Origin of the sequence: Celeribacter sp. HF31, from assembly GCF_011806455.1 — a bacterium.
Classification (GTDB): Bacteria; Pseudomonadota; Alphaproteobacteria; order Rhodobacterales; family Rhodobacteraceae; genus Celeribacter.
Genome location: NZ_JAATOT010000004.1, coordinates 353,557 through 376,124, shown reverse-complemented (window position 1 = coordinate 376,124; position 22,568 = coordinate 353,557). Strand labels below are relative to the sequence as shown.

The window sequence follows — 22,568 nt, the reverse complement described above, 5'->3', positions numbered from 1 at the left end:
ATCCGTTTCATGGTCATAACTCTGGGCGGGTGTAAACTGGCCCCAGGAGGATCCTCATGCCCGAGACCGTGTTTCATACCGAGAAGCTGGTAAAGACCTACCGCACCGGCGGTGCGGAGGTGCATGCGCTCTCTGGCGTCGATCTCGATCTTTACGCTTCCGAGTTGACGGTCCTCTTGGGGCCGTCGGGGTCGGGCAAGTCCACGCTTTTGAACATCTTAGGCGGTCTGGATCACGCCACCTCGGGCAAGGTGATGTTCCGCGATCTCGATCTGACGGTGCAATCCGACCGGGCGCTCACACGGTTTCGCCGCGATCACGTCGGCTTCGTGTTTCAGTTCTACAACCTCGTGCCCTCGCTCACCGCCCGCGAAAACGTCCAGATGGTCACCGACATCGCCCCCAATCCGATGCGGGCCGAGGAGGCACTGGAACGCGTCGGGATGAGCGACCGGATCGACCATTTCCCGGCCGAGCTTTCCGGCGGCCAACAACAGCGCGTCGCCATCGCGCGGGCCATCGCCAAACGGCCCGAAGTGTTGTTGTGCGACGAACCCACCGGCGCCTTGGACAGCAGCACGGGGGTGCAGGTCCTGGAGGCAATCCGCGAGATCAATGAGGACCTCGGCACCACCGCCATCGTCATCACGCATAACGCCGCCATTCAGGCCATGGCACATCGCGTGGTGCGGTTTCAGGACGGCAATATCGCCTCAGTCGCCACCAATGACACCCGCATCGCGCCCTCCGAGATCGTGTGGTGATCATGCATGCGCTCGACAAAAAACTCCTGCGCGATTTCAGACGGCTTTGGGGTCAGTCGCTGGCCATCGCTTTGGTGCTCGCTTGCGGGGTGATGATTCTTTTGACGGCCTTTGGCATGTACCGGGCGCTGGACGACACTTTGGCGGCCTTTTACGAGCGCAATGAATTTGCCGATGTCTGGGCGATGACCGAAAAGGCACCGCGTCCGCTTTTGACCGAAATCTCCGCCCTTCCCGGCGTGCAGACCGCCGAGGCACGGGTGCAGGAATATCTCATGCTCGATCTGCCGGGGCGGGTGAAATCGGCGACAGGCCTTGCGCTGTCTTTGCCCGACACGGGCGCGCTGCCGACGCTCAATGTGCCGCTCCTGCGCGCGGGCCGCCTGCCCGATCCGCAAGCCAGCGACGAGGTCATGGTCAATGAACCCTTCGCCGAGGCCAATGGCTTTGAGATCGGCGATACTTTCGAGGCGTTGATGTCCGGCCAGAAACGCCGCCTGACCATCACCGGCACGGCGCTGTCGCCCGAATTCGTCTATGCCATCGGCCCCGGCACGCTGATGCCCGATGACGAGAGCTTTGGCATTCTCTGGATGCCGCAGGCGATGCTGGCCTCCGCTTTCGACATGTCCGGCGCCTTCAATTCCGTGACGCTCAGCCTTTCGCGAGGTGCCCAGGAAGATCAGGTGATCGAGGCTCTGGATACGCTGTTGGAGCCTTATGGGGGCACCGGCGCGCATGGCCGCGATGAACAGGCCTCCAACGCTTTCATCGCCACCGAAATCAAACAGCTCAAGAACATGGCGACCATCCTGCCGCCGGTGTTTTTTGGCATCTCCGCCTTTCTCGTCAATATGGTGATCGGGCGGATCATCGCGCTTGAGCGCGCCGAGATCGGATTGCTCAAGGCGCTTGGCTACACCGATCTCCACATCGCCGCGCATTACGTGCTTTTGGCCGGGCTGACCGCCGTGTTGGGCGTTGTGATCGGCTGGGTCACCGGCGGCCTGTCGGCGCGCTGGATGGCGGGCGAATATGCGCAATATTTCAAATTCCCCTATCTGATTTTCAACGTCTCCTATGATGCCTATGCGATCTCGGGATTCCTCGCGCTTTTGACCGCCGCCGTTGGCGCGCTGCGCTCCGCCATGGGGGCCGCCGCTCTGCCGCCCGCTGTCGCCATGTCGCCGCCCGCGCCGCCCCGGTTCAAACGCAGTCTCTTCGACCGGGCATTGGCAGCGCTGCGTCTCAGCCAACCCTCGATGATGATCTGGCGCTCGCTGTTTCGCTGGCCACTGCGGGCGGCCTTTTCCGCCATTGGCCTGTCTTTGGCGGTGGCGATCATGATTTCGGTGGGCTTTTTCTCCTATTCGATGAGCAGCATCGCCGACATCGCCTTTAACCAATCGAATCGCGAAGACATCGTCTTGCTCTTCACAAAAGAACGCAGCCTATCCGCGCTCGAAGACATCCGCACCCTGCCCGGCGTGATGGAGGTCGAGGGCGAATTGTTCACGCCCGTGACCCTGCGCAACGGGCCGTTGGAGAAACAGCTGTCGATCACCACACGCGGCGCGGGCGCCACTCTGGCGCGCTCCATCGACGAGGCGGGCCGCGTGGTCGAGGTGGACGGCCCCGGCCTTTTGATCACCACCCGCGTGGCCGAAGTCCTGCGCCTTGCTCCCGGCGATTCCGTCGAAGTGGAATTCATGAGCGGGCGGCGCGAGACCTACAGCTTGACGGTGGCGGGCGTCACTGAGCAATTCTTTGGCCTCGGCGCTTTCATGACCCGCGAGGCCATGTCCCACCTGACCCGCAGCGTGCCGCAAATTTCGGTCGCCAATGTCACGCTTGATCCCACCGAAGACGACGCGTTCAACCGCGCCATCAAGGACACGCCGCTGATCTCCGGCGCCGTGCGCGTCACCGATATGAAAGCTTCATTCGACGCCACGGTCGAAGAGAACATCTCGATCATGAACGGGTTGTTCAGCGTGGTCGCCATCCTGATCACCGTCGGCCTAACCTATAACAGCGCCCGCATTCAGCTTTCCGAGCGCGCCCGCGAATTGGCCTCCCTGCGCATTCTCGGATTCTCGAATTGGGAGGTCTCCTACATCCTGATCGGAGAGATCATGCTGATCGCCGCGCTGGCGCAGCCTTTGGGCTGGCTCATCGGCTACGGGCTTGGCCACCTGATGGCCGCCAGTTTCGCCTCCGATCTCTACACCATTCCGATGGTCCTTCCGCCCGCCGCCTATGCCACGGCCTCCGTTGTTGTACTGGGCACGGCGCTGGCCTCCGTGCTACTGGTGCGACAGCGGATTGACCGGCTTGACCTTGTTTCCGTTATGAAAACCCGGGAGTGACCCATGACCTCCAAGTCCCGTAAATCGCTTTTGACCCTGATCGTTGGCGCACTCGTCGTGGCGCTCCTGTTCATCGCCTTTCGCCCGCATCCCGTGGCCGTCGATCTGGCGCCTGTGACCCGGGGGCCGATGCAGGTGACGATCAATGCCGATGGCAAAACCAAGATCCGCAACCTCTATGAGGTCTCTGCGCCGATTGCGGGCACGGCTCTGCGGTCGCCTGTCGAAGAGGGCGATGCGGTCGAGGCGGGTGTGACCGTGGTGGCCAAGGTCGAACCCATCGCGCCTTCGCTCATCGACGCCCGGACCCGCGTGCAGTTGGAGGCCGCCGTGCGCGAGGCCCGTGCCGCCGCCGATCTCGCAGGCGCGCAGTTGCGGCAGTCCGACGAAGAGCTGTCCTATGCCCAAAACCAATATGAGCGCACCAAGGCACTCGTCGCGCGGGGCGTCTCCTCACTCACAGCCCTCGAAGATGCGCAACAACTTTTGTCGCTGCGCGTTGCCGCCCGCGATGCCTCCGCCTCGAACGTCCAGATGGCCGAATCCTCACTGGCCCGCGCAGAGGCCGCGTTGATCGAACCGGGGGCGTCGCTGCGGACTGGCGAAACCTGCTGTGTCGAGATCACTGCGCCGGCGGCAGGCAAGGTTTTGGCGATCACGCAGGTCTCTGAGCACGCGGTCACGGTCGGCTCGCCGCTCTTGTCCATCGGCGATGTCGCCGATCTGGAGATCGAGGCGGATTTGCTGTCCTCTGACGCCGTGGGTCTTGAGATCGGCGCCCGTGCCATGGTCGAACGCTGGGGCGGCACGCCTGCGCTCGAGGCCCGGCTGATCCGTCTCGCGCCGCGCGCCGACACGCATGTCTCTTCGCTGGGCATCGAAGAGCAACGGGTTTCCGCCGTCTTTTCGCTGATCACCCCACCCGAGAAGCGCCCCGGTCTGGGCCACCACTATTCCGTCTTCCTGAAGGTTGTGCGCTGGGAAGATGACGCTGCCCTGACCATCCCGATCTCCGCCATGTTCCGACATGGGACAGGCTGGGCCACCTTCGTCGCCGACGGAGGAACAGCGCGGCTGCGCCCCATCGAGATCGGCCATCAATCCGACACCCGCGCCGAGGTTCTGTCTGGTCTTGAAGAAGGCGAAATGGTCATCCCCCATCCCGCCGACACCGTGGAAGACGGCACATCGATTGTAGACCGCGCTGCGCTTTAGCGGACCTCGATCTGAGACAGATAGCCCTCGGCAATCACCCGCGCCGTGCGGGCAAAACTCGGGTCGCGCCCATGTTGCGCGGCCACAATGGCGCCGTCGAACAGGACCGCAATCGCGCGCGCGGTTTCCGTCACATCCTTGGCCTTCATCTCCATCGCCTGCGCCTTGAGCCAGGTCAGGAGGTGCTGTTTGTGCACATCCGCCGCCTGCCGCACCGCCTCATTGCCGGTGTCGAACTCGGCGACCGCGTTGATGAAGGGACAGCCATAAAATCCCGGATCGGAGAACCACTCTTCGAGCAGGTCGAACACCGCCAAAATACGTTCTGGCGCCGGGCCTTTGACCTCCGCCAGTCGCCCAAAGAACCAGTTGCGCCAGGTTTCGCCCTCAGCCTCCAGGACGGCGGCGATCAACTCCTCTTTCGAGGCGAAGTGATGATAAAGCGTCGCCTTGGCCGTGCCCGCGCGCGTCAGGATCTTGTCGATCCCGGTGGCGGAAAAGCCGTGATTGCAGAACAGATGCGAGGCCGCCGTCATGATCTTTTCGCGGGCATTTTGCGGCTCTTTAGCGGCAAAACTCCAGTCTGAGGTTTGCAGCGAGCAGAACTCCTGTGGCGCGTCTTCCATCTGATCATCTCCTGCGGACGAAACTCAATACGATACTGTGGCGTCTATGGCGTCACTATGGCGTCACGCCTGAGCAGAATCGCCCAGCCAACCGCCTCTTCAAACCTCCCTCACATATATACCGCAAAAAAACAAGAACGATCTGTCTTGTCTTTTGGATGAGATTCTTGCCTGCGACATTCGTGCATCTTCGTGAGATCAGAGCTCAAAATCGAGGAAAATTCGCTCGATTTCGCCCAGATACAGGCAGTCTACCTCTATTTTTGCCGAATAAATAAACAAGAAAATAAGATTCATCTTTTTGCATGCATGGGCGTTGACGGAGGCGATTTCTTTTTGGCTGGATAAGACAGAACGGTTTGTTCAGTTCATGAATTTAACCCGGAGCGAGAAGAGATGGCCGTGACAAAAATCAAAGATCAGACCCCGCCCCACACCACTGACGCAAAGCAGGCGGCACCGGGTCTCACACCGGCTCCGAATGGTGCACATGTGGCGGTCAAAGGCCTGAGCCACAGCTACCGCAAGGCCGATGGCCTCGTGCTCGACAACATGACTTTCGACATCCATCCGGGCGAGGTGATCGCACTTTTGGGGCGCTCAGGTTGTGGCAAATCCACGCTCTTGCACATGCTCGCCGGGCTCACCCACCCGTCCGAGGGCGAGGTGGTGATCAACGGCAATGTGGTCGAGCATCCCTCGCCGAAATGGGTGATGATGTTTCAGGCGCCCTCGCTTTATCCCTGGATGACCGTGGCGCAAAACGCTGGCCTTGGCCTCAAATTCACCCGCCGCAGCTATGAGATCGCCAAACGTGTGCCGGAGGTCTTGGAGCTGGTTGATCTGGCCGCCTTCGCGGATCGCAACGCACAGGAATTGTCCGGCGGCCAGCAACAGCGTGTTGCACTGGCCCGCTCTCTGGCGCCGCGCCCGGAGATGCTTCTGCTCGACGAACCCTTCTCTGCGCTGGACGCCTTCACCCGCCGTTCGCTTCAGCAAGACGTGCGCAAGATCGCCAAGGATCTGGGCCTGACGCTGGTGATCGTGACCCATGATGTCGGCGAGGCGGTGCGCATGGCGGATCGGGTTCTGGTGCTGCGCGCCAATCCGGGCCGGATCGCCGAGGACACAAAGATCGCGCTCTCCGATGCGGAGCGCAGTGGCGGCACGGAGGCGTTCGGCCGCGAACACACCCGTCTGATGGGCCTCTACGCCGATGTCGCCGAGAGGAGCGACCCAGCCGTCGACAACGATTTCACCCGCCTCCCAGAGTAAGCCGAACACAACCAACCGAACACCAACAGGGATTTCACATGACTGACGACCACAAGACCACTTGCGGCCACGGCCATCACGACCTTCACGCCCCGTGCTGCGGCGGAGATACGGAGTTCGACCCGGGCCGTCGCTCGGCCCTCGATCTGCTCGCCAAGGGCGGTTTGGCGGCTCTTTTGGGCGGCATGCCCGCGATGTTGCCGCGCATGGCGCATGCGCAGGACGACGATGTGTTGCGGATCGGATATTTGCCGATCACCGACGCCACGCCGCTTTTGCTGGCACATGCCAAAGGCTATTTCGAGGAGGAGGGCATCAAGGCCGAGCAACCGACCCTGATCCGGGGCTGGTCGCCGCTGATCGAGGGCTTTGCCTCGGGCAAGTTCAACCTCGTGCACTTCCTGAAACCGATCCCGGTCTGGATGCGCTACAATAACAATTTCCCTGTGAAAATCATGTCCTGGGCGCACACCAACGGCTCCGCTCTGGTGGTCGGTCGTCACACGGACATCGCAGATTTCGCGGGTCTGGGTGGCAAACAGGTCGCCGTGCCGTTCTGGTATTCGATGCACAACATCGTGCTGCAATACGCGCTCAGGGCCAATGGCATCAAAGCCGTGATCAAGCCGCAGGGCGAGGCGATTGCAGCGGACGAATGCAACCTTCAGGTCCTGCCGCCGCCCGAGATGCCCCCTGCGCTCGCGGCCAAGAAGATCGACGCCTATATCGTCGCCGAACCGTTCAACGCGCTTGGCGAATTGAAAGCGGGCGCGCGGATGCTGCGCTTTACCGGCGACATCTGGAAAAACCATCCGTGCTGCGTGGTCTGCATGCATGAAGAGGCCACGGTCGCGAAACCGGAATGGACCCAGGGCGTGATGAACGCCGTGGTGCGTGCCTCGATCTATGCTTCTCAAAACAAAGAGGAAGTGGCGGAATTGCTATCGAAAGACGGCGCGGGATACCTCCCCGCTCCGGCGCCAGTCGTGAAACGCGCCATGACGCTCTATGAGAACAACCCCGATTACATCGCCTCCGGTGCGATCAAGCATCAGGCAGAATTCCACAACGGTCGGATCGACTTTCAGCCCTGGCCCTATCCCTCGGCGACCAAGCTGATCGTCGAGGCGATGAACGAGACGGTCGTCTCGGGCGAGACGACCTTTCTCGAGGGGCTCGATCCGCAATTCGTGGCCGACGATCTGGTGAACTACGATTACGTCAAAACCGCGCTTGAAACCTACCCGGAGTGGAAGGCCGATCCGTCGGTCGCGACCGGCGGCGATCCTTACACCCGTGAGGAGATCTTCGAGCTATGAGCGACGTGACGCAGCTCTCCGGGCCGATGGCGAGGACAGGGTTTTCCCTGCCAAAGCTGGGCCGTTTGCGCGGCCTTGCGAACGGTCTGCTCGGCGTTGGCCTTTTGCTGATGCTGTGGTGGATCGGCGGCCGGATCGTTGAGACCAGTGACGATCTTTTCGCCTTCGCCGATTTCGCGCCTGCGCCGACGCTCACGCGTCTTTGGGCGATGCTGATGGATGGTGAGGTCGTGGCGATGTCGGGGCCCTCGCTGAGGCGGGTGGGGCTGGGATTGTTCTACGCCACTGTGATCGGCGTGCCGGTGGGCATCATGATCGGGCGGATGAAGCGCCTCAATGAGGTCGCCAATGTGCCGTTCCAATTCCTGCGGATGATCTCGCCGCTGTCTTGGATGCCCATCGCGGTCATGGCCTTTGCCACCTGGGACGGGGCGATCATTTTCCTGATCGGTATGGCCGCCGTTTGGCCGATCCTCTTCTCCACCGCAGGAGGTGTGCGTCGGATTGATCCCGCATGGCTCAAGGTGGCGCGCAATCTGGGGGCAAACCCGCTCCATATGCTGTTCTCGGTCATTCTTCCGGCCATTGCCGTCGATGTTCTCTCGGGCATTCGCCTCGCGCTTGGGGTGGCCTGGGTGGTGCTGGTGCCCGCTGAATATCTCGGCGTCACCTCCGGGCTTGGCTACGCGATCAACGATGCGCGGGACACGCTCGAATACGATCGGCTGGCCGCCACTGTGGTGGTGATCGGCATCATCGGTTTCGCCCTCGATGCCCTCGCAGGCCAGCTGATCAAAAAATTCAACTGGGTGCGTTCAGAGGGGCACTAACCCCCGCACCCGCAACCTTTAACCCACCAGACGAAAGGAATTCTTATGTCTGAACCCGTAACCGCTCTCACCGGCTGTCTCGCGCCGGATGTTGACGGGCTGGACCCGATCTCGAAAGAGGGTCTGGAGGCACTGATCGCCTCCGGCAAGGCCAACCCGAAAGCCGTGAAGACGCTGAAATGTAAGACTGTCGCGGAAGGTCGTTTCCGCCACGCCAACTACATCCGCGATCTCGAACCCTACATCGTGGACGAGCCGCCGGGGCTTTTGGGCGACGACACCGCGCCGAACCCGTCGGAGGCCTCTCTGGCCGCTCTCGGCTCCTGCGTCGCCGTGGGTCTCCACGCCAACGCCATCGCCCGCGGCATCAAGATCCAGAAGCTCGAACTCGAGCTTGAAGGCGATCTGAACATCACCGCCGTCTGGGGTACGGGTGACGTGTCCGAGAAGCCCGTCGGCTTTACTGATGTGCGCATCAAGGTCGAGATGGAGGCCGATTGCCCGCAAGAGGAGATCGACGCGCTGATCACCCACGTGACCCAGTGGTCGCCGGTGTTCAACACCTTCTCGCGCCCTGTGAACATGATCGCGGAAAGCGTCTGACACAAATCGGCGGGCCGTCCGAGAGACGCGCATAGGCTGGCCCGCCGCCTTTTTGCCCCCAACCTCTGGAGAGATGAGATGAACGTCGCCACCTCCCTCACGGCTTACGATTTCGACGAGATCGACCGTATTTCCCGCGAAGATCTCGCAAGCATCGTCCAAAAGATTGACGAAGACCGGATCTACGCCGAAGACGTCATGCGCGCATATGGCAAGGCCGGCGCTTATGGCACCCATGTCGGCGGGCCGGACGGCCATGTCGACCTGAGCTCCGCCGTGCTCGCCATGGCGCGCACGTCCGAGGAATGCCTGTCCACGGGCTTCTGTGTCTGGTGTCAGGACACGCTGGCTTGGTACATCGCCTCCTCCGACAACGAGTTCCTGAAAACCGAGATTCTGCCGAAAGTGATCAAGGGCGAGGCGCTTGGCGGCACCGGCATGTCCAACCCGATGAAGGCCATGGGCGAGATCGAAAAGATGCGCCTCAAAGGCACCAGGGTCGAGGGCGGGTATACCGTCAAAGGTCTTTTGCCATGGGTCTCCAACCTCGTCGAAGACGGCTATTTCGGCACGATGTTCCATGTGGATGTCGAAGGCGAGGACTCCCCGAAACGCGTCATGGCGATTTTCCATGCCGGTTGGGAGGGGATCAAGCTCAAGCTCGACCACGACTTTGTCGCCATGGGCGGCACCGCCACTTGCAATGTGCAATGTCGCGATGTGTTTGTGCCCGACGAATATATCCTGGGCGATCCGGCGATGGATTTCGTCAAACGCATCCGCCCCGGTTTCACCATCCTGCAATGCGGTATGGCGGCGGGGATCATCAAGAATTGCATCGAGCTGATCGAACAGGTCGAGGCGCCTTTGGGCCATGTGAACCAATATCTCGACAAACAGGCCTCCGATCTGCGCGCGGACTATGACGCGCTGCTGGCCGAGGTTCTGGAGCTTTGCAAGACACCCTATGATCTGTCCGACGCCTTCTACCTGCGTGTGCTGAAAGCGCGCCTCAGGGGCGGCGAGTTGGCGATGGAGGCCGCGCATTGGGCGCAGCTTCACACGGGCGCGCGCGGCTATGTCAGTCACGGCGCCGCCCAGCGCCGCCTGCGCGAGGCCTATTTCGTCGGCATCGTCACGCCCGCGACCAAGCATCTCAAAATGCTGATCGCGCAAATGGAACGCTGACAGCCCGACCATGGGGGAGGGCCCGCCCCTCCCCGCACTTCTGAAAGACAAGACTTCAAACGGAACCAAAAGGGAGCCGACGCATGGACTCTGCGCTCATCACACCGACTGAACTCAAGACACTTTCCGACGCCGATCTCGCCGTCATCATCGACACGCGCGATCCCGAAAGCTTTGCCGCCGGGCACATCCCCGGCGCGGTGAACATGCATGACATCTTCACCTTCCTCGCCACCTCGGACGCCTCAGGGATGGCCGCACTCAAGGAGAAATTCGCCGCCGAATTCGGTGCCGCCGGTCTCGATGGCGAAAAAACCGCCGTGATCTATGAGGCGGCCATGGACGGGGGCTTTGGTCAGTCGTGCCGTGGCTTCTACCTCCTGTCCTTCCTGGGCTATCCGAAGGTCAAAGTGCTGCACGGGGGCTTTGCCGCCTGGACTGCCGACGCCCTGCCCGTCTCGACCGCCATGGTCGCGCCGACGCCTGCGGGCTTTGCGATCGACGAGGCCGCAGGCGCGATCATGATGGATGCGGACGACATGAAAGCCGCGATTGACGACCCGCAGGCGGTGATCCTCGACGTGCGCGACATCGACGAATGGATCGGCACCTCATCCTCGCCCTACGGCGTCGACTTCTGCCCGCGCAAAGGCCGTATCCCGGGTGCTGTCTGGATCGAATGGTATCGCATGATGAAACCCTCCGCCCACGGCAAAATGATGAAATCCCGCGAAGAAGTCCTCGCCGAATGCGCCACCGTCGGCATCACGCCCGACACGCCGGTGAAACTCTATTGCTTCAAAGGCGCGCGGGCCTCGAACACCTTTCTGGCCCTCAAGGAGGCCGGGATCAAGGACATCGCGATCTATTTCGGGTCCTGGAACGAATGGTCGCGCGACATGTCCCTGCCGATCGAAGACGGCCTGCCGTTCGGCGCCTGATATCTCAATTAAACATCTGACATGACGGAGAAAAACAGATGACCACCCGTGCAGAACTCACCGAGAAAATCATCGCCCATAAGGTGTTCAACGACATCAAATGGGCCGATGTGGCCGCCGCCGTCGGCCAGTCCAAAGAATGGACCACCGCCGCGCTGATGGGGCAGATCTCGCTCACCAAAGATCAGATCGCCAAGGTCGACAACGCCATGGGGATCAATTTCTCGGACGAAGAAATCGCGCTCTTGATGACCGTGCCTTACCGTGGCTCGCTGCCGACCTCTGTGCCGACCGATCCGCTGATCTACCGTCTCTACGAGGTGGTGAACGTCTACGGCACCACGATGAAAGCGCTGATCGAAGAGGAATTCGGCGACGGCATCATGTCCGCCATCGATTTCACCATGGATATTTCGCGCACCGAGGACCCGAAAGGCGACCGCGTGAAGATCGTGCTCGACGGCAAATTCCTGCCCTACAAAATGTACTGATTTTGGCGGGCGCGGGGCAATCCGCGCCCTCACTCTATCCGAGGAAAGACCATGACGCATATCGCCGTGATCGGCGCGGGCCAGGCAGGCGCCGCACTTGCCGCCAAACTGCGCGCTTTGGGCTATGAGGGGCGGTTGAGCCTCATCGGTGCAGAGCCCGTGCCGCCCTATCAACGCCCGCCTTTGTCAAAGAAATATATGTCCGGCGAGATGGAGCTGGACCGGCTGTTCCTGCGCCCCGAAAGCTTTTACGGCGAGCAGGGGATAGAGCTTTTGACCGGCGCGCGGGTGAGCGCCATTGATCCCGAGACGATGATGATCACGCTGGCGGACGGCACCGAAATGCCGGTCGATCAGATCGCGCTCACCACTGGTTCCGATCCGATCTGCCTGCCGCCTGAGATGGGCGGGGGCGAGGCCGGGATTTACACCATGCGCTCGCTCGCCGACGCCGACGCCATGGCGCATGAGTTCACGCCGGGACGCCGCGTGTTGATCGTCGGCGGCGGCTATATCGGGTTGGAGGCCGCGGCGGTCGCGGCGCTCAAGGGGCTTCAGGTCACTTTGGTCGAAATGGCGCCGCGCATTCTGGCGCGGGTCGCAGCCAAAGAGAGCGCCGATTGGATCAAGGCGCTGCACCGGTCGCATGGCGTGGACATTCGCGAGGGCTGTGGCCTTGAGAGCCTGACGAAAACCGAGACCGGATTTTCCGCCGCGTTGACGGATGGCACCGCACTTGAGGTCGATTTCGTGATCTGCGGCATCGGCGTGCGCCCCGGCACGGCGCTGGCCGAGATGGCCGGGCTTGAGATCGACAATGGCATCAAGGTCGATGTGTTCGGCCAGACCTCCCACCCCAAGATTTTCGCGGCGGGCGATTGCGCCTCATTCCCTTGGCAAGGGCAGCGCATCCGTTTGGAAAGCGTGCCCAACGCGATTGAACAGGCCGAAGCCACCGCTGCGACCATGCTGGGCCAAGGCCAGCCCTATGTGGCGAAACCGTGGTTCTGGTCGGATCAATATGACGTCAAACTTCAAATCGCCGGGCTGAACACGGGCTACGATCAGGTCGTCATCCGCCCCGGCGACAGGCCCGGGACACAGAGCCATTGGTATTATCGTGGCGGGCGGCTTTTGGCTGTCGATGCGATGAACGACCCGCGCGCCTATATGATCGGCAAGCGCCTGATCGAGGCCGGGCAATCGCCCTGTCCCAAGGCCGTCGCCGATCCCGCGCAGCCGTTGAAAACCCTGCCTCTCGTCTCGGAGGCCGCCTGAAAAAGGCCCGCCTCGGAGCGGGCCTTTCAAAGCTCTATCAGGCCGCGCGTCGGGCCGGGGACAATGCCCCGGCGCAGGAAATCACCAAACGCGGTCGAGCAGTGTGAGCCAGTTTTCCCCCATCACGCGGCGGATTTTGGTCTCCGACCAGCCCGCGCGCTCCATCGCCGCCGTGAGGTTCGGGAAATCGGCGATGGATTCGAGACCGTCGGGGAATTCGACCTCCCAGATGTCCGTGAGTTGGCGGGCGTAGCCTTTGTCGCGATTGAGATATTCGAAGAATTTCGACCCGTAGCCCATGGTGAAATCGGTGCCAAAGCCCACGCGTTCTTCGCCCACGAGGTTCACGATGTAGTCGATCGCGGCCACGTAATCGTCGACCGTCGCGCCATTGCCAGCGGCGAGGAAGGGCGGGAACATGGTGACGCCGACAAAGCCGTCATGATCGGCGATGAACCGCAATTGCTCGTCGGATTTGTTGCGCGGATGCGCCTTGAGCCCGGCTGGCAGACAGTGCGAATAGGCCACAGGCTTTTGCGACGCCCGGATCACCTCTTCCGAGGTCTTCGGCCCCACGTGGCTCAGGTCACAGAGGATGCCGACACGGTTCATCTCCGCCACCACTTCGTGCCCGAAGTCCGACAGCCCGCTGTCGGTGCTCTCATAGCACCCGGAGCCCACGAGGTTTTGGGTGTTATAGGTCATCTGAACGATGCCGACGCCCTGTTCCTTGAACAGTTCGATGGTTTCCAAACGGTCCTCAAACGCGGTGGTGTTCTGGAACCCGAGCACAATGGCGGTTTTGCCGTCGTCCTTGGCGCGGCGGATGTCCGCCACGGTTTTGGCCTTCACGATCAGGTCGGCGTTGTCGCGGAACTGGGTGTTCCAGGCGCCGATGGCCAGCATCGTGTCGCGGAAGTTTTCCCAAACCGAGCAGGTGCAATTGGCGGCGGTCAGCCCGCCCTTGGCCATCGCCTCGAACACGGGGCGGCCCCAGTCCGAGATGATCAGCCCGTCGAAGACGATGAGATCGTCATGCAGCGTAGTCATTTTAAAGTCCTTCGTCAGAGATAAATTTCGCGCACAATCGCGTCGTGGTCGCCCGCCATGGCGCGGACATCGCCGCCGTCCACCACCTCGCCGTCCCTGAGGACGATAAAGCGGTCGGCAGCGCGGAAAGCGAGGTTGAGGTTTTGTTCGACCATCAACATGGTCACCCCATCCTCTTTCAGCGTGTCGATGATCTTGGCGATCTCTTCGCAGAACTGCGGAGACAGGCCGCCCGAGGGTTCATCAAGCAACAACAGCCGGGGCCGGGACATCAGGGCGCGCCCGATGGCGACCATCTGTTGTTCGCCGCCGGAAAGTGTGCGGGTCGGCTGTTTGCGGCGCTCGGCCAAGCGCGGGAAACGCTCATACACCAGTTGCAGCGTCTGGCTGATCTCCTTACCCCCGCGCCGCATGGCGCCAAGCCGGAGATTGTCCTCGACTGTGAGATCGGGGAAGAGATCGCGGGCCTGGCTGACTTGCGCGATGCCATGGGAAAAGATCTTGTGCGGCGAGAGACCCGCCGTCTCGATCCCATCGAACAACACCGAGCCGGAGGTCGGTTTGACAAAGCCGCAAACGGCGTTGAGCGAGGTCGATTTGCCGGAGCCGTTCGCGCCCAAAAGCGTGAGACATTCCCCCGGCAGCACGTCGTAGGTCGCGCCCCGCAGGATCGGTTTTTTGCCGTAGCCCACATGCAGGTCACGGATTTTGAGAAGCGGTTCAGGAGTGTCCAAGGTAAGCCTCCAAGACAGCGCGATCTTCGCGGATTTCTTCGGGTGTGCCCTCGGCGATGCGCGCGCCTGCCGCCATCACGAGGATGCGGTCGGCGGCGGCCATCACAAGCTCCACCGCGTGTTCAATGAGCAGGATGCCGACCCCTTTTTCGCCAGCGAGGCGATGGATGATCTCCATCATCTGAGCGCGGGCAACGGGGGACAGACCCACAGCGGGTTCGTCGAGCAGGAGAACCGGCGGGTCGGAGGCCACGGTACGGACGATTTCGACGATCCGTTGTTGACCGCCGGACAGGTCCCCTGCCCTTGTGTCGGCCATGTGATCCATCGACATGAGCTTCAAAAGCTCCCGCGCCCGGTGGATGTTCTCGGCCTCGGATTTGAGCGCCTTGGAGCGACCCAAGAGGATGTCGAGGAACGAGCCTTCGATCTGGGCGTGAAGCCCGGTGAGGACGTTTTCGAGAACCGTCAGCTCCGGGAACAGCCCACCATTTTGAAAGGTTCGGCGGACGCCCTGTTCGGCGATCTCATGCGGCGTGAGCTTGGTCAGCTCCTGGCCCTTGAGATGGACGGTGCCAGAGGTCGGCGTGACGTAGCCAGAGATCGCGTTGAACAGCGTGGACTTGCCCGCTCCGTTCGGCCCGATCACGGCACGCACCGCGCCTTCCTGAAGGGTGAAAGAGACATCGTCCAAGGCCGTGAGGCCGGAGAAGCGGACGCTCAATCCATTGACGTGCAGAAGTTCGGTCATCACGATTCCTCCCGGTAATAGCGTTCCACGAAGATGGGCGAGAGACGGCGCAGGAGGCTTGCAAGCCCCAAAGGCATGGCGACCAGCACGGCGGCGACGATCAGGCCGAAGAACAGTTCTTCCATCCCCGGAAACGCCCGCAGATATTCCGGCAAGGCGGTCAGGACCACAGCGCCGAGCACGGCGCCGAGGACAGACCCAAGGCCCCCGACCAACACCATCGCGAAGGAGGCGATGAGGTGCAGCATGCCGAAGCTTTCCGGGAAGACATGGCCGACGTGGCGGGCAAACAGCGCGCCCGCACAGCCAACTACAAAGCCCGACCAGATGAAGGTGGTGAGGATCACCCGCGCGGTCGGAATGGCGAGAGAGGCCGTGGCCACTTCGTTTTCGCGCACCGCCATGACGGCGCGACCAAAGCGAGAGCGCAGGAGATTCAGCGTGGCTTTGACGAGAACGACAGTCACCGCGAGGAAGATGTAGAACTTCAACGTGTCATCGCTCAGCGAGATGCCGAACATGGTCTCACGCGGCAAGGGCAGACCATCGGTGCCACCCGTGAGCGGCTTGGTGTGCAGGTAGGCCCAGCGCATCAACTCGCCAAAGGCCAAGGTGATGATCGCGAGGTAGTAGGAACGGATGCCACGCAGGGCTGCGGAAGAGGCCAGAAAGCCTCCGAGCGCGCCGAGCGCCCCCGCAAGAGGGATCGTCATGATCCACGGCAGGCCGAGCTTTGCGGACAGGATGGCGGAGGCATAGGCCCCGATCCCGAAAAACGCGGTGTTGGCAAAAGCGAGCTGGCCGAGGTTGCCAATCACGAGCGTGAAGCCCAAGGTCACGAGGATCGAGATCAGCATCCCGTTGATGATGAATTGCGTGTAGGCGTTGGTGGCCAGAGGCGTGAGCAGCAAGAGCACGGGGACGGCCCAGAAGGCCCAAGTGCGCAGGCGGCGTTGGCGGGAGGTTGGCATGGTCGTACTCATGTTCTTACACCTTCACCACGGCTTTGCGGCCAAAGAGGCCATGCGGACGAATGAACAGCACCAGCACGATGACGACATAGGCGGTGATCTCGATCAGGGCGCTGTCGAGGTAGGCCCCGGCATATTGTTCCGCGAGCCCCAGAAGGATGCCGCCCAGAACCGCGCCGCCCAGAGAGCCAAAGCCCCCGAGTGTCATGGCGGCAAAGCCTTTGATCAGGAAGGAGGCGCCAAGGTCCGGATGCAGGAGCGAGATGGGCGCGACGAGGATACCACCGAGGGCACCAAGGGCCGCGCCAACACCCCAGCTAAAATCGTTGAAACGCTCGACGTTCAGGCCAATGAGGCGGGCGCCGCGCGGGCTTTGGTAGACCGCCTGCACCATCTTGCCGAGGTCGGTGAGGCCGAGAAGGCCAAAGAAGACCACCAAGAGGACAAAGACCGTCCCGATGATAAAGACCGCGTCGCCCGTGATGACGAGATTGCCGATGAAAATCGGTTCGATGTCGAACACCGGCGGCATGGGGAGCACTTCGCGCCCCCAGACCATCCGCGCGATCCCACGCAGGATGTAGCCCGCCGAGATACACATGAGCGCCAGTCCGATATGTGGACCGCCCCGGATGGGTCGGATCAGACCTTTGCTGAAGAACACGCCCAGCACAAACATGGCGAGCATGGCGAGCACAGCGGCCGGAAGAAAGGCAATGCCCGCGAGCACGACCAGAACATAGGAAAGAAAGGCCCCTGCCATCACGAAGTCGCCATGGCCAAAGTTCACAACCGTGGTCGAGCGATAGACAACGGTCAGAGAGAGGGCGATGAGGGCATAGATCGCCCCTTGGGCGAATCCGCCCAATGTCAGCTGCATCAGCATCGGTATTTCTCCTGGAAAAGGTCCGGCGCGTTGGTGCGCCGGAGCCAGTCAGTCGGGGAGGAAATTAGTAGGGCTGGCCCCAGGCTTTGAGAACGGTCGGTTCACCATCGACGAAACCGGCCACGGCAGAGCCTTTGACGCCTTGGTGATCCTCGGGAGTCCAGGTGATCGGATCGGACAGGATACCAGTGTCAAAGTCCCGCACCTCTTCGAGTGCCGCGATCAGTTTGGAACGGGTGAGATCCGGTCCCACGGCTTCGAGGGCGGAGACCAGCGCCTCGGCAGATCCGATGGAGACAAAGGAGAAGGTCGAAAGCTCTTCGTCCGGGTAGTATTTGTGGATCATGTCGCCCCAGGGCTTCATTTTCTCGCCGTCGAGATTGTCGACATAGGAGTGGATCACGTAGTAGTTTTGGACGGTCTCGAAATCGCCGGTGCGCTTGAGCGTGTTTTCAAGGTCGGTGCCCGCGGTGCCCATGACCGGGATGTCCCCCATGCCGTATTTCTTCAGATCGCGCAGGAAGATGGCGGTTTCCGCCTCATAAAGCGCTGCGATGATGAAATCGGGCTTGTTCTGGCGCAGCTTCAGCACCTGCGCGGTGGCATCGGTCTGGCCGCGCTCCATGGTCAGTTCGGCGGTCGGCTCGACGCCATGCTCTTTCAGATAGTCGCGCGCCGGGTTGGAATAGCTGTGCGCCCAGTCGTTGGAATGCTCGATGATTGCAACGTTTTTTGTGTCCGGCTTGGAGAGCACGAAGGCCGCCATGGCGTAGCCATTCGCACGTCCGGTCGGCACACCGTGAAAGATATTCGCCGCCAGCGGATCGGAGATCGAGTCGCTCACCGCATGGGCGACGATCCACGGAAGCCCCGCTTCTTCGATGGTCGGACGCAGCGCCAGCGCCACGCCGGAGCAGGAGTTGCCCTGAAGCATGAACACTTCGTCTTGGGAGATCAGTTTCTTGGCGGCGGCGAGGCCTTTGGCACTGTCGCAGGCGGTGTCTTCCTGAACCGCGACCAGTTTGCGGCCATGCACGCCACCCTCTTCGTTGACCTTGTCGTAATAGGCCATCATGCCGATCAGGGCTTTGCTATAGGACGACGCATTGCCGGAGAACGGCCCCATCACACCGATGGTGATGGCGTCATCCGTGAGCCCTTGGGTTTCCCAGGCGTCGTCTTGAGCAAAGGCGGGAGCGGCGACAAGGGTCGCTGCGGTGAGAAAAGTCGTTAGCTTATTCATCTGTTACTCCTGTTGGACGTTTCTGTTTGGACTGCGGCTTTTTTACCGCTTTTGTTATGTGTCGATTTCAACTTAAAAACCGACCGTATTGTTTGTTTAAGCGCATGCACGATGCGCAAAACTGGTAAGGAAGAAAATTACAAGGGACCGCTTGCGGGACGAACATGCCCCGCCAACATGGTTTTGAGCGTCATCACCATTTCGCGGAAATAGGCCTCATCCCTGCGCAGCACCGCCTGAACGGCCATGCCGCGAAACACATTCATCGCCAGGTTCAACGCCACCCGCGAGGTCACCACATCGGGGTTCACCGCCACGAAGGTCTGCGACCAGATCGCCTCCAGCCGCTCGTGCAGATCGAGGATCAGCGGCTCAAGCTGTTGGCGCAGGTCCGCGTCGCCGCGCGCCGCCACGATGATTTCGAGCGAGGAATAGAACCAGTCGCCATGCAGCACCTCGCCCCAGACCGCCTCGAAAAACCGGTCGTAATCCAGCGCCCCGCTCCGCATATCAGCCGCGAGCGCCTCCAGCCCGGCGGCGAAATTCGCGAACATCTCTTCGGTGGCAGCGACGATCAGCGCCATCTTGCTGGGGTAATGATGCGTCTGCGCCCCGCGAGACACGCCCGCACGCTTGGCGATGCCTGCCGTGCTGGTGTTGGCGTAGCCCACTTCCATCAGCATCTGCACCGTCGCCGCCAGCAGAAGCCTGCGGGTTTCGGTGCTGCGTTGGTCTTGGGTGCGGCGTGTCGTTACTGTCATCTGTCCCTCATTTAAAAACAGGTTGGCTTGTATTTATAATTTGGTCAAGCGCGTCGAGAGCCTTATGTCCGGCAAAATCGCAAGCCCCCTCGGTTTGCTCAAAAAATCGGCACCGGGCTCGGGTATCTTGAAACTCTAACGGAAAAAAAACGGCAAGAACGCCGCGCAGGTATATAGGCCCGGCACAAAGTGAATGGTCGAACAGTGTCTCGGCTCGCATCCCTGATTGTCTGTGAGGGATGTGGTCGCCTTTGTGTGCCCGGATCGTCTCTTTCCCGCTCAGGGTCGTTTGCCGGATCGCAAAGATTGAAAGCTCTTCACCACCGCAGTGAACGACAGCTCCGGGCCGTGAATTGCGTCTGCCGCTGCCCCAACCCGGACCTTTGGTTCGGGATGGGGTGATGTCCGGTGCGCGGGACAGAGTGGTCAAAAACGACATCAGAACAAAGGGAGGGGTCGGGGCAGTTTGCGATTTCCTCGGTGAACGCTCTGACGGTCATATCGACTGAGAAGACGAAAAACGGAAATCGTGTAAACAAGGTAGTCCCGAAAGGTGGCACATAAAAGCAAAACGGCAGAGACAATGCTCTGCCGCTTCACCTCCCGATGGCGCATCGACGAATGCTGATCGGCGCAAGAGGCGCCTGATCGCTCTCAGTCGGGCCACCGGGAACACCATCTTCCATATGCTATGGAAAAATGGTGTTATTCCTGAACGTGTCGCGGCAAGGCCTGCCGCGTTTCGGATGTCTTTTCCGCCGCCAGATGCCGAAAGAAATTCTGCCATCCGAGGTCAGCGGCTTTGGTCTTTTCGACAAAGGACGTCGATACGGGGGAGTGCGCGCCCTGAGGCGTCTGTTTGGGTGTCATGTTTGGTGCTCCATCATGATCCGGGGCTCTCCCCGGAGGGTCAGTGTGAGCCCATGAAACCGGCTCAGCTGTTGGTCTCGTCAGAGACAGGGGCTGCGTCGGGCGCAGCCTGATGCGCATCGCGCGCCAGACGGGCCGCTTTGAGGTTGGCCGTCAATTCTGCGCGTCGCGCGGCTTCTGTTTCGATGATCTCGCGGGCCGCCGCAGCGGTGCGATCATGCGGTGTGGCCGGCTTGGTGACCGTTTCGCGAAACAGAGAGGTGACTTTGTCTTTGCGGGGCATAAGGCCTCCTTGGTCATAGGACCCGGCGATGAGCGCCGGGTCCGAACCGGTCAGATCAGGCGAGTGCCAGATTGGTCGCGGACTCGCGGCCGTCGCGTCCGGATTCGACGTCGAAGGTGACGGTTTGACCGTCATCCAACTGGGCGATGCCGCCGCGTTCCATCGCGGAAATATGGACGAAAATATCGCGTCCACCGGATTCCGGTGCGATGAAGCCGAAGCCTTTAGTTTGGTTGAACCATTTCACAGTGCCATTGGCCATTGTGATGTCTCCTTGAGTGTTTTGCAGCCCACGTGAATGCGGTTGCCCGGCACAGTCTGATCGAAATGGCAGACTGGAACCGATAAGGGAGACAGGATGCAGATGGAAAAAACGTTGCTCCTTAGGGGTACAGGACGGGACTCCGAATAGCAAAGGAAAAGAAATAAAAGATTTTTCCCGTCCGGCGCGCGCCACCTTTCGGAGCTGTCTTTGAGCTGCGCGTCAGCTGATCTGATCACTCCAGACGTCGAAGCCGGACAAAATGTTTTCGCCAAAAGAATGGGTCAGAGGCACGTCCGCGGCATCGCGCCCCTGCGCGACCAGAACGCGCCCGATGCGCAGCATGTTGTTGCGCGGATCGAACACCCACCAGCGCCCATCGAGCCAGACCTCCATCCAGGCCGCGAAATCGCCCGGCGGATAGGGCGGCGCCGTACCGATGTCGCCGAGATAGCCGGTGCAGTAGCGCGCCGGGATGTTCATGCAGCGACAAAAGGTGATCGCCAGATGCGCGTAATCTCGGCAAACGCCCTGCGCCTCGTGATAGGCCCGCGCGGCACTCCGGGTGGCATCCGCAGCCATGTAATCAAAGCGAATATGGTTGTGAACGAAATCGCAGATCGCCTGCACGCGGGGCAACCCGAAGGAGGTATGCTGAAACAACCGCCAAGCTGTGTCGGATAGGGTGTCGGTGTCGCAATAGCGGCTGCCCAAGAGATAAACGAGCACCTCGTCCGGCAAGCTTTCGACGGGCGCCTGCGCACCGATGTCCGGGCGCGCATCAGGCAGGCCCGTGTCCCGGATGATCGTCTGGGTTTCGACGGTGAAACGTCCTTGTGGCGCGATCATTCGTGTGCACCAATTGCCGAACCCGTCGCGATAGCCGCTCATCGGCACGCGGGGCGTGGTGGTGAGGTGGTCCGGGTATTCGAGATCGCTGACCCGCGAGAAATGCACGTTCAAAAGCGCGATCATCGGGGTCGGTTGCGGCAGATCGAACTGAAATCGACAGCCGAGTTTGATACGCAGATCGGAAGAGGTCATAAAATGGCTCCTCTGCGGCGCATGGCGAGAGGCGCGTCGAATGACGGTCTCTTTGATCTCATGATTTGGCGCTATGGCGCGACCACGCCTTGCGTAATTCCGCGCCAACAGGGGCGTAGGAGTCGTCAAAAATCGAACGGCGCGGTGTCGGAGCCGCGTCCGGCGTCGCGGTCTTGGTCGGGCGTTTGCGCACGATTGTCGACTTGTCCGTATCGGCATCTTCGCGGTGAGGGATCTGCTTGGTCATCGTGGGTATCCTTTTCGGGTGCACGTTCGGGGGAAGCGGCGCTCCGAGGCGGCGATCGCGCACGCGCGACGGCTCTCCTCTAAAGGGGCAGCTTTGAACCTGTTCGTTTGGTTGGTCGTCAGGATACGAGGAGAAACTGGGGGCATATTGCGCACCGCAGTGATGGCGCGGGTCGTCGCCCGCCTGTGAGAATTTCCTTGTAACCTTTATAGATATGGGGGATCGCGCGCGATATTACCAGTGCAATGACGCGCAATCGGAACAACTTCACCTTAGAGACCGCCGTCGACGGTCTGACACCGCAGGGCAATCCGTGAGAGCCCAAGAATAATACTGTGCGTTTTCCGCAACTAAGCCGGGTTTCGCGTCTTTCTGAGGAAAACACCTCGCATTTCGGCGACGGAGCCCCTATCTCTCTCTGAGACGTTTGGCCCGTGCCTCACATGTTGACATATGGTTCGACAGGCCCGCATAAGGCCCGCAGACGTTTTCCTGTTGATGTGCAAATTGCGCCAGACAAATTGCACCAGACAGGGCAAGCGATTGGATTGACCGTCGCTGACGTAT

24 protein-coding genes are annotated in these 22,568 nt (G+C 61.1%); 11 read left to right on the top strand and 13 right to left on the bottom strand.

Annotated elements, in window-relative coordinates; genetic code table 11:
• Positions 1 to 56: 56 nt before the first annotated feature.
• From HCZ23_RS10850 to HCZ23_RS10840, 3 genes are read left to right on the top strand one after another with little or no spacing between them, the layout of a single operon-like run.
• Positions 57 to 764: an ABC transporter ATP-binding protein gene (locus tag HCZ23_RS10850; RefSeq protein ID WP_175580898.1), complete on the top strand. Its 708-nt coding sequence runs from the start codon at positions 57 to 59 to the stop codon at positions 762 to 764.
• A gap of 2 nt (positions 765 to 766) precedes the next feature.
• Complete coding sequence (locus tag HCZ23_RS10845) at positions 767 to 3,133, top strand: ABC transporter permease (RefSeq protein ID WP_167601731.1); 2,367 nt, start codon at positions 767 to 769, stop codon at positions 3,131 to 3,133.
• Positions 3,134 to 3,136: 3 nt separating this feature from the next.
• Positions 3,137 to 4,348, top strand: a complete 1,212-nt coding sequence (locus tag HCZ23_RS10840) for an efflux RND transporter periplasmic adaptor subunit (protein WP_167601730.1) — start codon at positions 3,137 to 3,139, stop codon at positions 4,346 to 4,348.
• Here HCZ23_RS10840 and HCZ23_RS10835 read toward each other — a convergent pair.
• Positions 4,345 to 4,974 (bottom strand): TetR/AcrR family transcriptional regulator, encoded by a 630-nt coding sequence (locus HCZ23_RS10835; protein ID WP_167601729.1) that lies wholly within the window; start codon positions 4,972 to 4,974, stop codon positions 4,345 to 4,347. The genes HCZ23_RS10840 and HCZ23_RS10835 overlap by 4 nt on opposite strands.
• A 402-nt stretch (positions 4,975 to 5,376) precedes the next feature.
• Here HCZ23_RS10835 and HCZ23_RS10830 point away from each other — a divergent pair, with 402 nt between their 5' ends.
• The 8 genes from HCZ23_RS10830 (at position 5,377) to HCZ23_RS10795 (ending at position 12,899) form a co-directional block, all read left to right on the top strand.
• The gene (locus tag HCZ23_RS10830) at positions 5,377 to 6,249 is read left to right on the top strand and encodes an ABC transporter ATP-binding protein (RefSeq protein WP_368487336.1); all 873 of its coding nucleotides are present in this window, start codon (positions 5,377 to 5,379) and stop codon (positions 6,247 to 6,249) included.
• Positions 6,250 to 6,287: 38 nt separating this feature from the next.
• Entirely contained in the window at positions 6,288 to 7,568 is a 1,281-nt protein-coding gene (locus HCZ23_RS10825) for an ABC transporter substrate-binding protein (protein ID WP_167601728.1), read from the top strand.
• Positions 7,565 to 8,398 (top strand): ABC transporter permease, encoded by an 834-nt coding sequence (locus HCZ23_RS10820; RefSeq protein WP_175580897.1) that lies wholly within the window; start codon positions 7,565 to 7,567, stop codon positions 8,396 to 8,398. The genes HCZ23_RS10825 and HCZ23_RS10820 overlap by 4 nt, the downstream gene beginning before the upstream one ends.
• A gap of 45 nt (positions 8,399 to 8,443) precedes the next feature.
• Complete coding sequence (locus HCZ23_RS10815; protein WP_167601727.1) at positions 8,444 to 9,001, top strand: OsmC family protein; 558 nt, start codon at positions 8,444 to 8,446, stop codon at positions 8,999 to 9,001.
• A 78-nt stretch (positions 9,002 to 9,079) separates the two neighbouring features.
• Positions 9,080 to 10,189, top strand: coding sequence for an acyl-CoA dehydrogenase family protein (locus tag HCZ23_RS10810; protein WP_167601726.1), 1,110 nt, complete (start codon positions 9,080 to 9,082; stop codon positions 10,187 to 10,189).
• 83 nt (positions 10,190 to 10,272) lie between these two features.
• Positions 10,273 to 11,130, top strand: a complete 858-nt coding sequence (locus HCZ23_RS10805; protein ID WP_167601725.1) for a sulfurtransferase — start codon at positions 10,273 to 10,275, stop codon at positions 11,128 to 11,130.
• A gap of 38 nt (positions 11,131 to 11,168) precedes the next feature.
• Entirely contained in the window at positions 11,169 to 11,621 is a 453-nt protein-coding gene (cynS, locus tag HCZ23_RS10800; protein ID WP_167601724.1) for a cyanase, read from the top strand.
• A gap of 51 nt (positions 11,622 to 11,672) precedes the next feature.
• Positions 11,673 to 12,899, top strand: coding sequence for an NAD(P)/FAD-dependent oxidoreductase (locus tag HCZ23_RS10795; RefSeq protein ID WP_167601723.1), 1,227 nt, complete (start codon positions 11,673 to 11,675; stop codon positions 12,897 to 12,899).
• A gap of 81 nt (positions 12,900 to 12,980) precedes the next feature.
• On the opposite strand, the gene HCZ23_RS10790 is transcribed toward HCZ23_RS10795, so the two are convergent.
• From HCZ23_RS10790 to HCZ23_RS10735, 12 genes are all read right to left on the bottom strand, one after another.
• Positions 12,981 to 13,949 (bottom strand): dipeptidase, encoded by a 969-nt coding sequence (locus tag HCZ23_RS10790; RefSeq protein ID WP_167601722.1) that lies wholly within the window; start codon positions 13,947 to 13,949, stop codon positions 12,981 to 12,983.
• Positions 13,950 to 13,963: 14 nt separating this feature from the next.
• Positions 13,964 to 14,683: an ABC transporter ATP-binding protein gene (locus HCZ23_RS10785; protein WP_167601721.1), complete on the bottom strand. Its 720-nt coding sequence runs from the start codon at positions 14,681 to 14,683 to the stop codon at positions 13,964 to 13,966.
• The gene (locus HCZ23_RS10780; protein ID WP_167601720.1) at positions 14,670 to 15,434 is read right to left on the bottom strand and encodes an ABC transporter ATP-binding protein; all 765 of its coding nucleotides are present in this window, start codon (positions 15,432 to 15,434) and stop codon (positions 14,670 to 14,672) included. Before HCZ23_RS10780 ends, HCZ23_RS10785 begins: the two co-directional genes overlap by 14 nt.
• A complete protein-coding gene (locus HCZ23_RS10775; protein ID WP_167601719.1) occupies positions 15,434 to 16,417 on the bottom strand; it encodes a branched-chain amino acid ABC transporter permease in 984 nt (327 codons plus the stop codon). Before HCZ23_RS10775 ends, HCZ23_RS10780 begins: the two co-directional genes overlap by 1 nt.
• 4 nt (positions 16,418 to 16,421) lie before the next feature.
• On the bottom strand, positions 16,422 to 17,291 hold the full coding sequence (locus HCZ23_RS10770) for a branched-chain amino acid ABC transporter permease (protein WP_167601718.1): 870 nt from the start codon (positions 17,289 to 17,291) through the stop codon (positions 16,422 to 16,424).
• Between the two features lie 64 nt (positions 17,292 to 17,355).
• Positions 17,356 to 18,534: an ABC transporter substrate-binding protein gene (locus tag HCZ23_RS10765; RefSeq protein WP_167601717.1), complete on the bottom strand. Its 1,179-nt coding sequence runs from the start codon at positions 18,532 to 18,534 to the stop codon at positions 17,356 to 17,358.
• 137 nt (positions 18,535 to 18,671) lie between these two features.
• A complete protein-coding gene (locus HCZ23_RS10760) occupies positions 18,672 to 19,295 on the bottom strand; it encodes a TetR/AcrR family transcriptional regulator (RefSeq protein WP_167601716.1) in 624 nt (207 codons plus the stop codon).
• A 705-nt stretch (positions 19,296 to 20,000) separates the two neighbouring features.
• Positions 20,001 to 20,165 (bottom strand): hypothetical protein, encoded by a 165-nt coding sequence (locus HCZ23_RS10755; protein WP_167601715.1) that lies wholly within the window; start codon positions 20,163 to 20,165, stop codon positions 20,001 to 20,003.
• A gap of 64 nt (positions 20,166 to 20,229) precedes the next feature.
• Positions 20,230 to 20,448, bottom strand: a complete 219-nt coding sequence (locus tag HCZ23_RS10750; RefSeq protein WP_167601714.1) for a hypothetical protein — start codon at positions 20,446 to 20,448, stop codon at positions 20,230 to 20,232.
• Between the two features lie 55 nt (positions 20,449 to 20,503).
• Entirely contained in the window at positions 20,504 to 20,710 is a 207-nt protein-coding gene (locus HCZ23_RS10745; RefSeq protein ID WP_167601713.1) for a cold-shock protein, read from the bottom strand.
• A gap of 222 nt (positions 20,711 to 20,932) precedes the next feature.
• Positions 20,933 to 21,754 (bottom strand): transglutaminase family protein, encoded by an 822-nt coding sequence (locus HCZ23_RS10740; RefSeq protein WP_254870124.1) that lies wholly within the window; start codon positions 21,752 to 21,754, stop codon positions 20,933 to 20,935.
• A gap of 58 nt (positions 21,755 to 21,812) precedes the next feature.
• Entirely contained in the window at positions 21,813 to 22,001 is a 189-nt protein-coding gene (locus tag HCZ23_RS10735; protein WP_167601712.1) for a hypothetical protein, read from the bottom strand.
• Between the last annotated feature and the right edge of the window lie 567 nt (positions 22,002 to 22,568).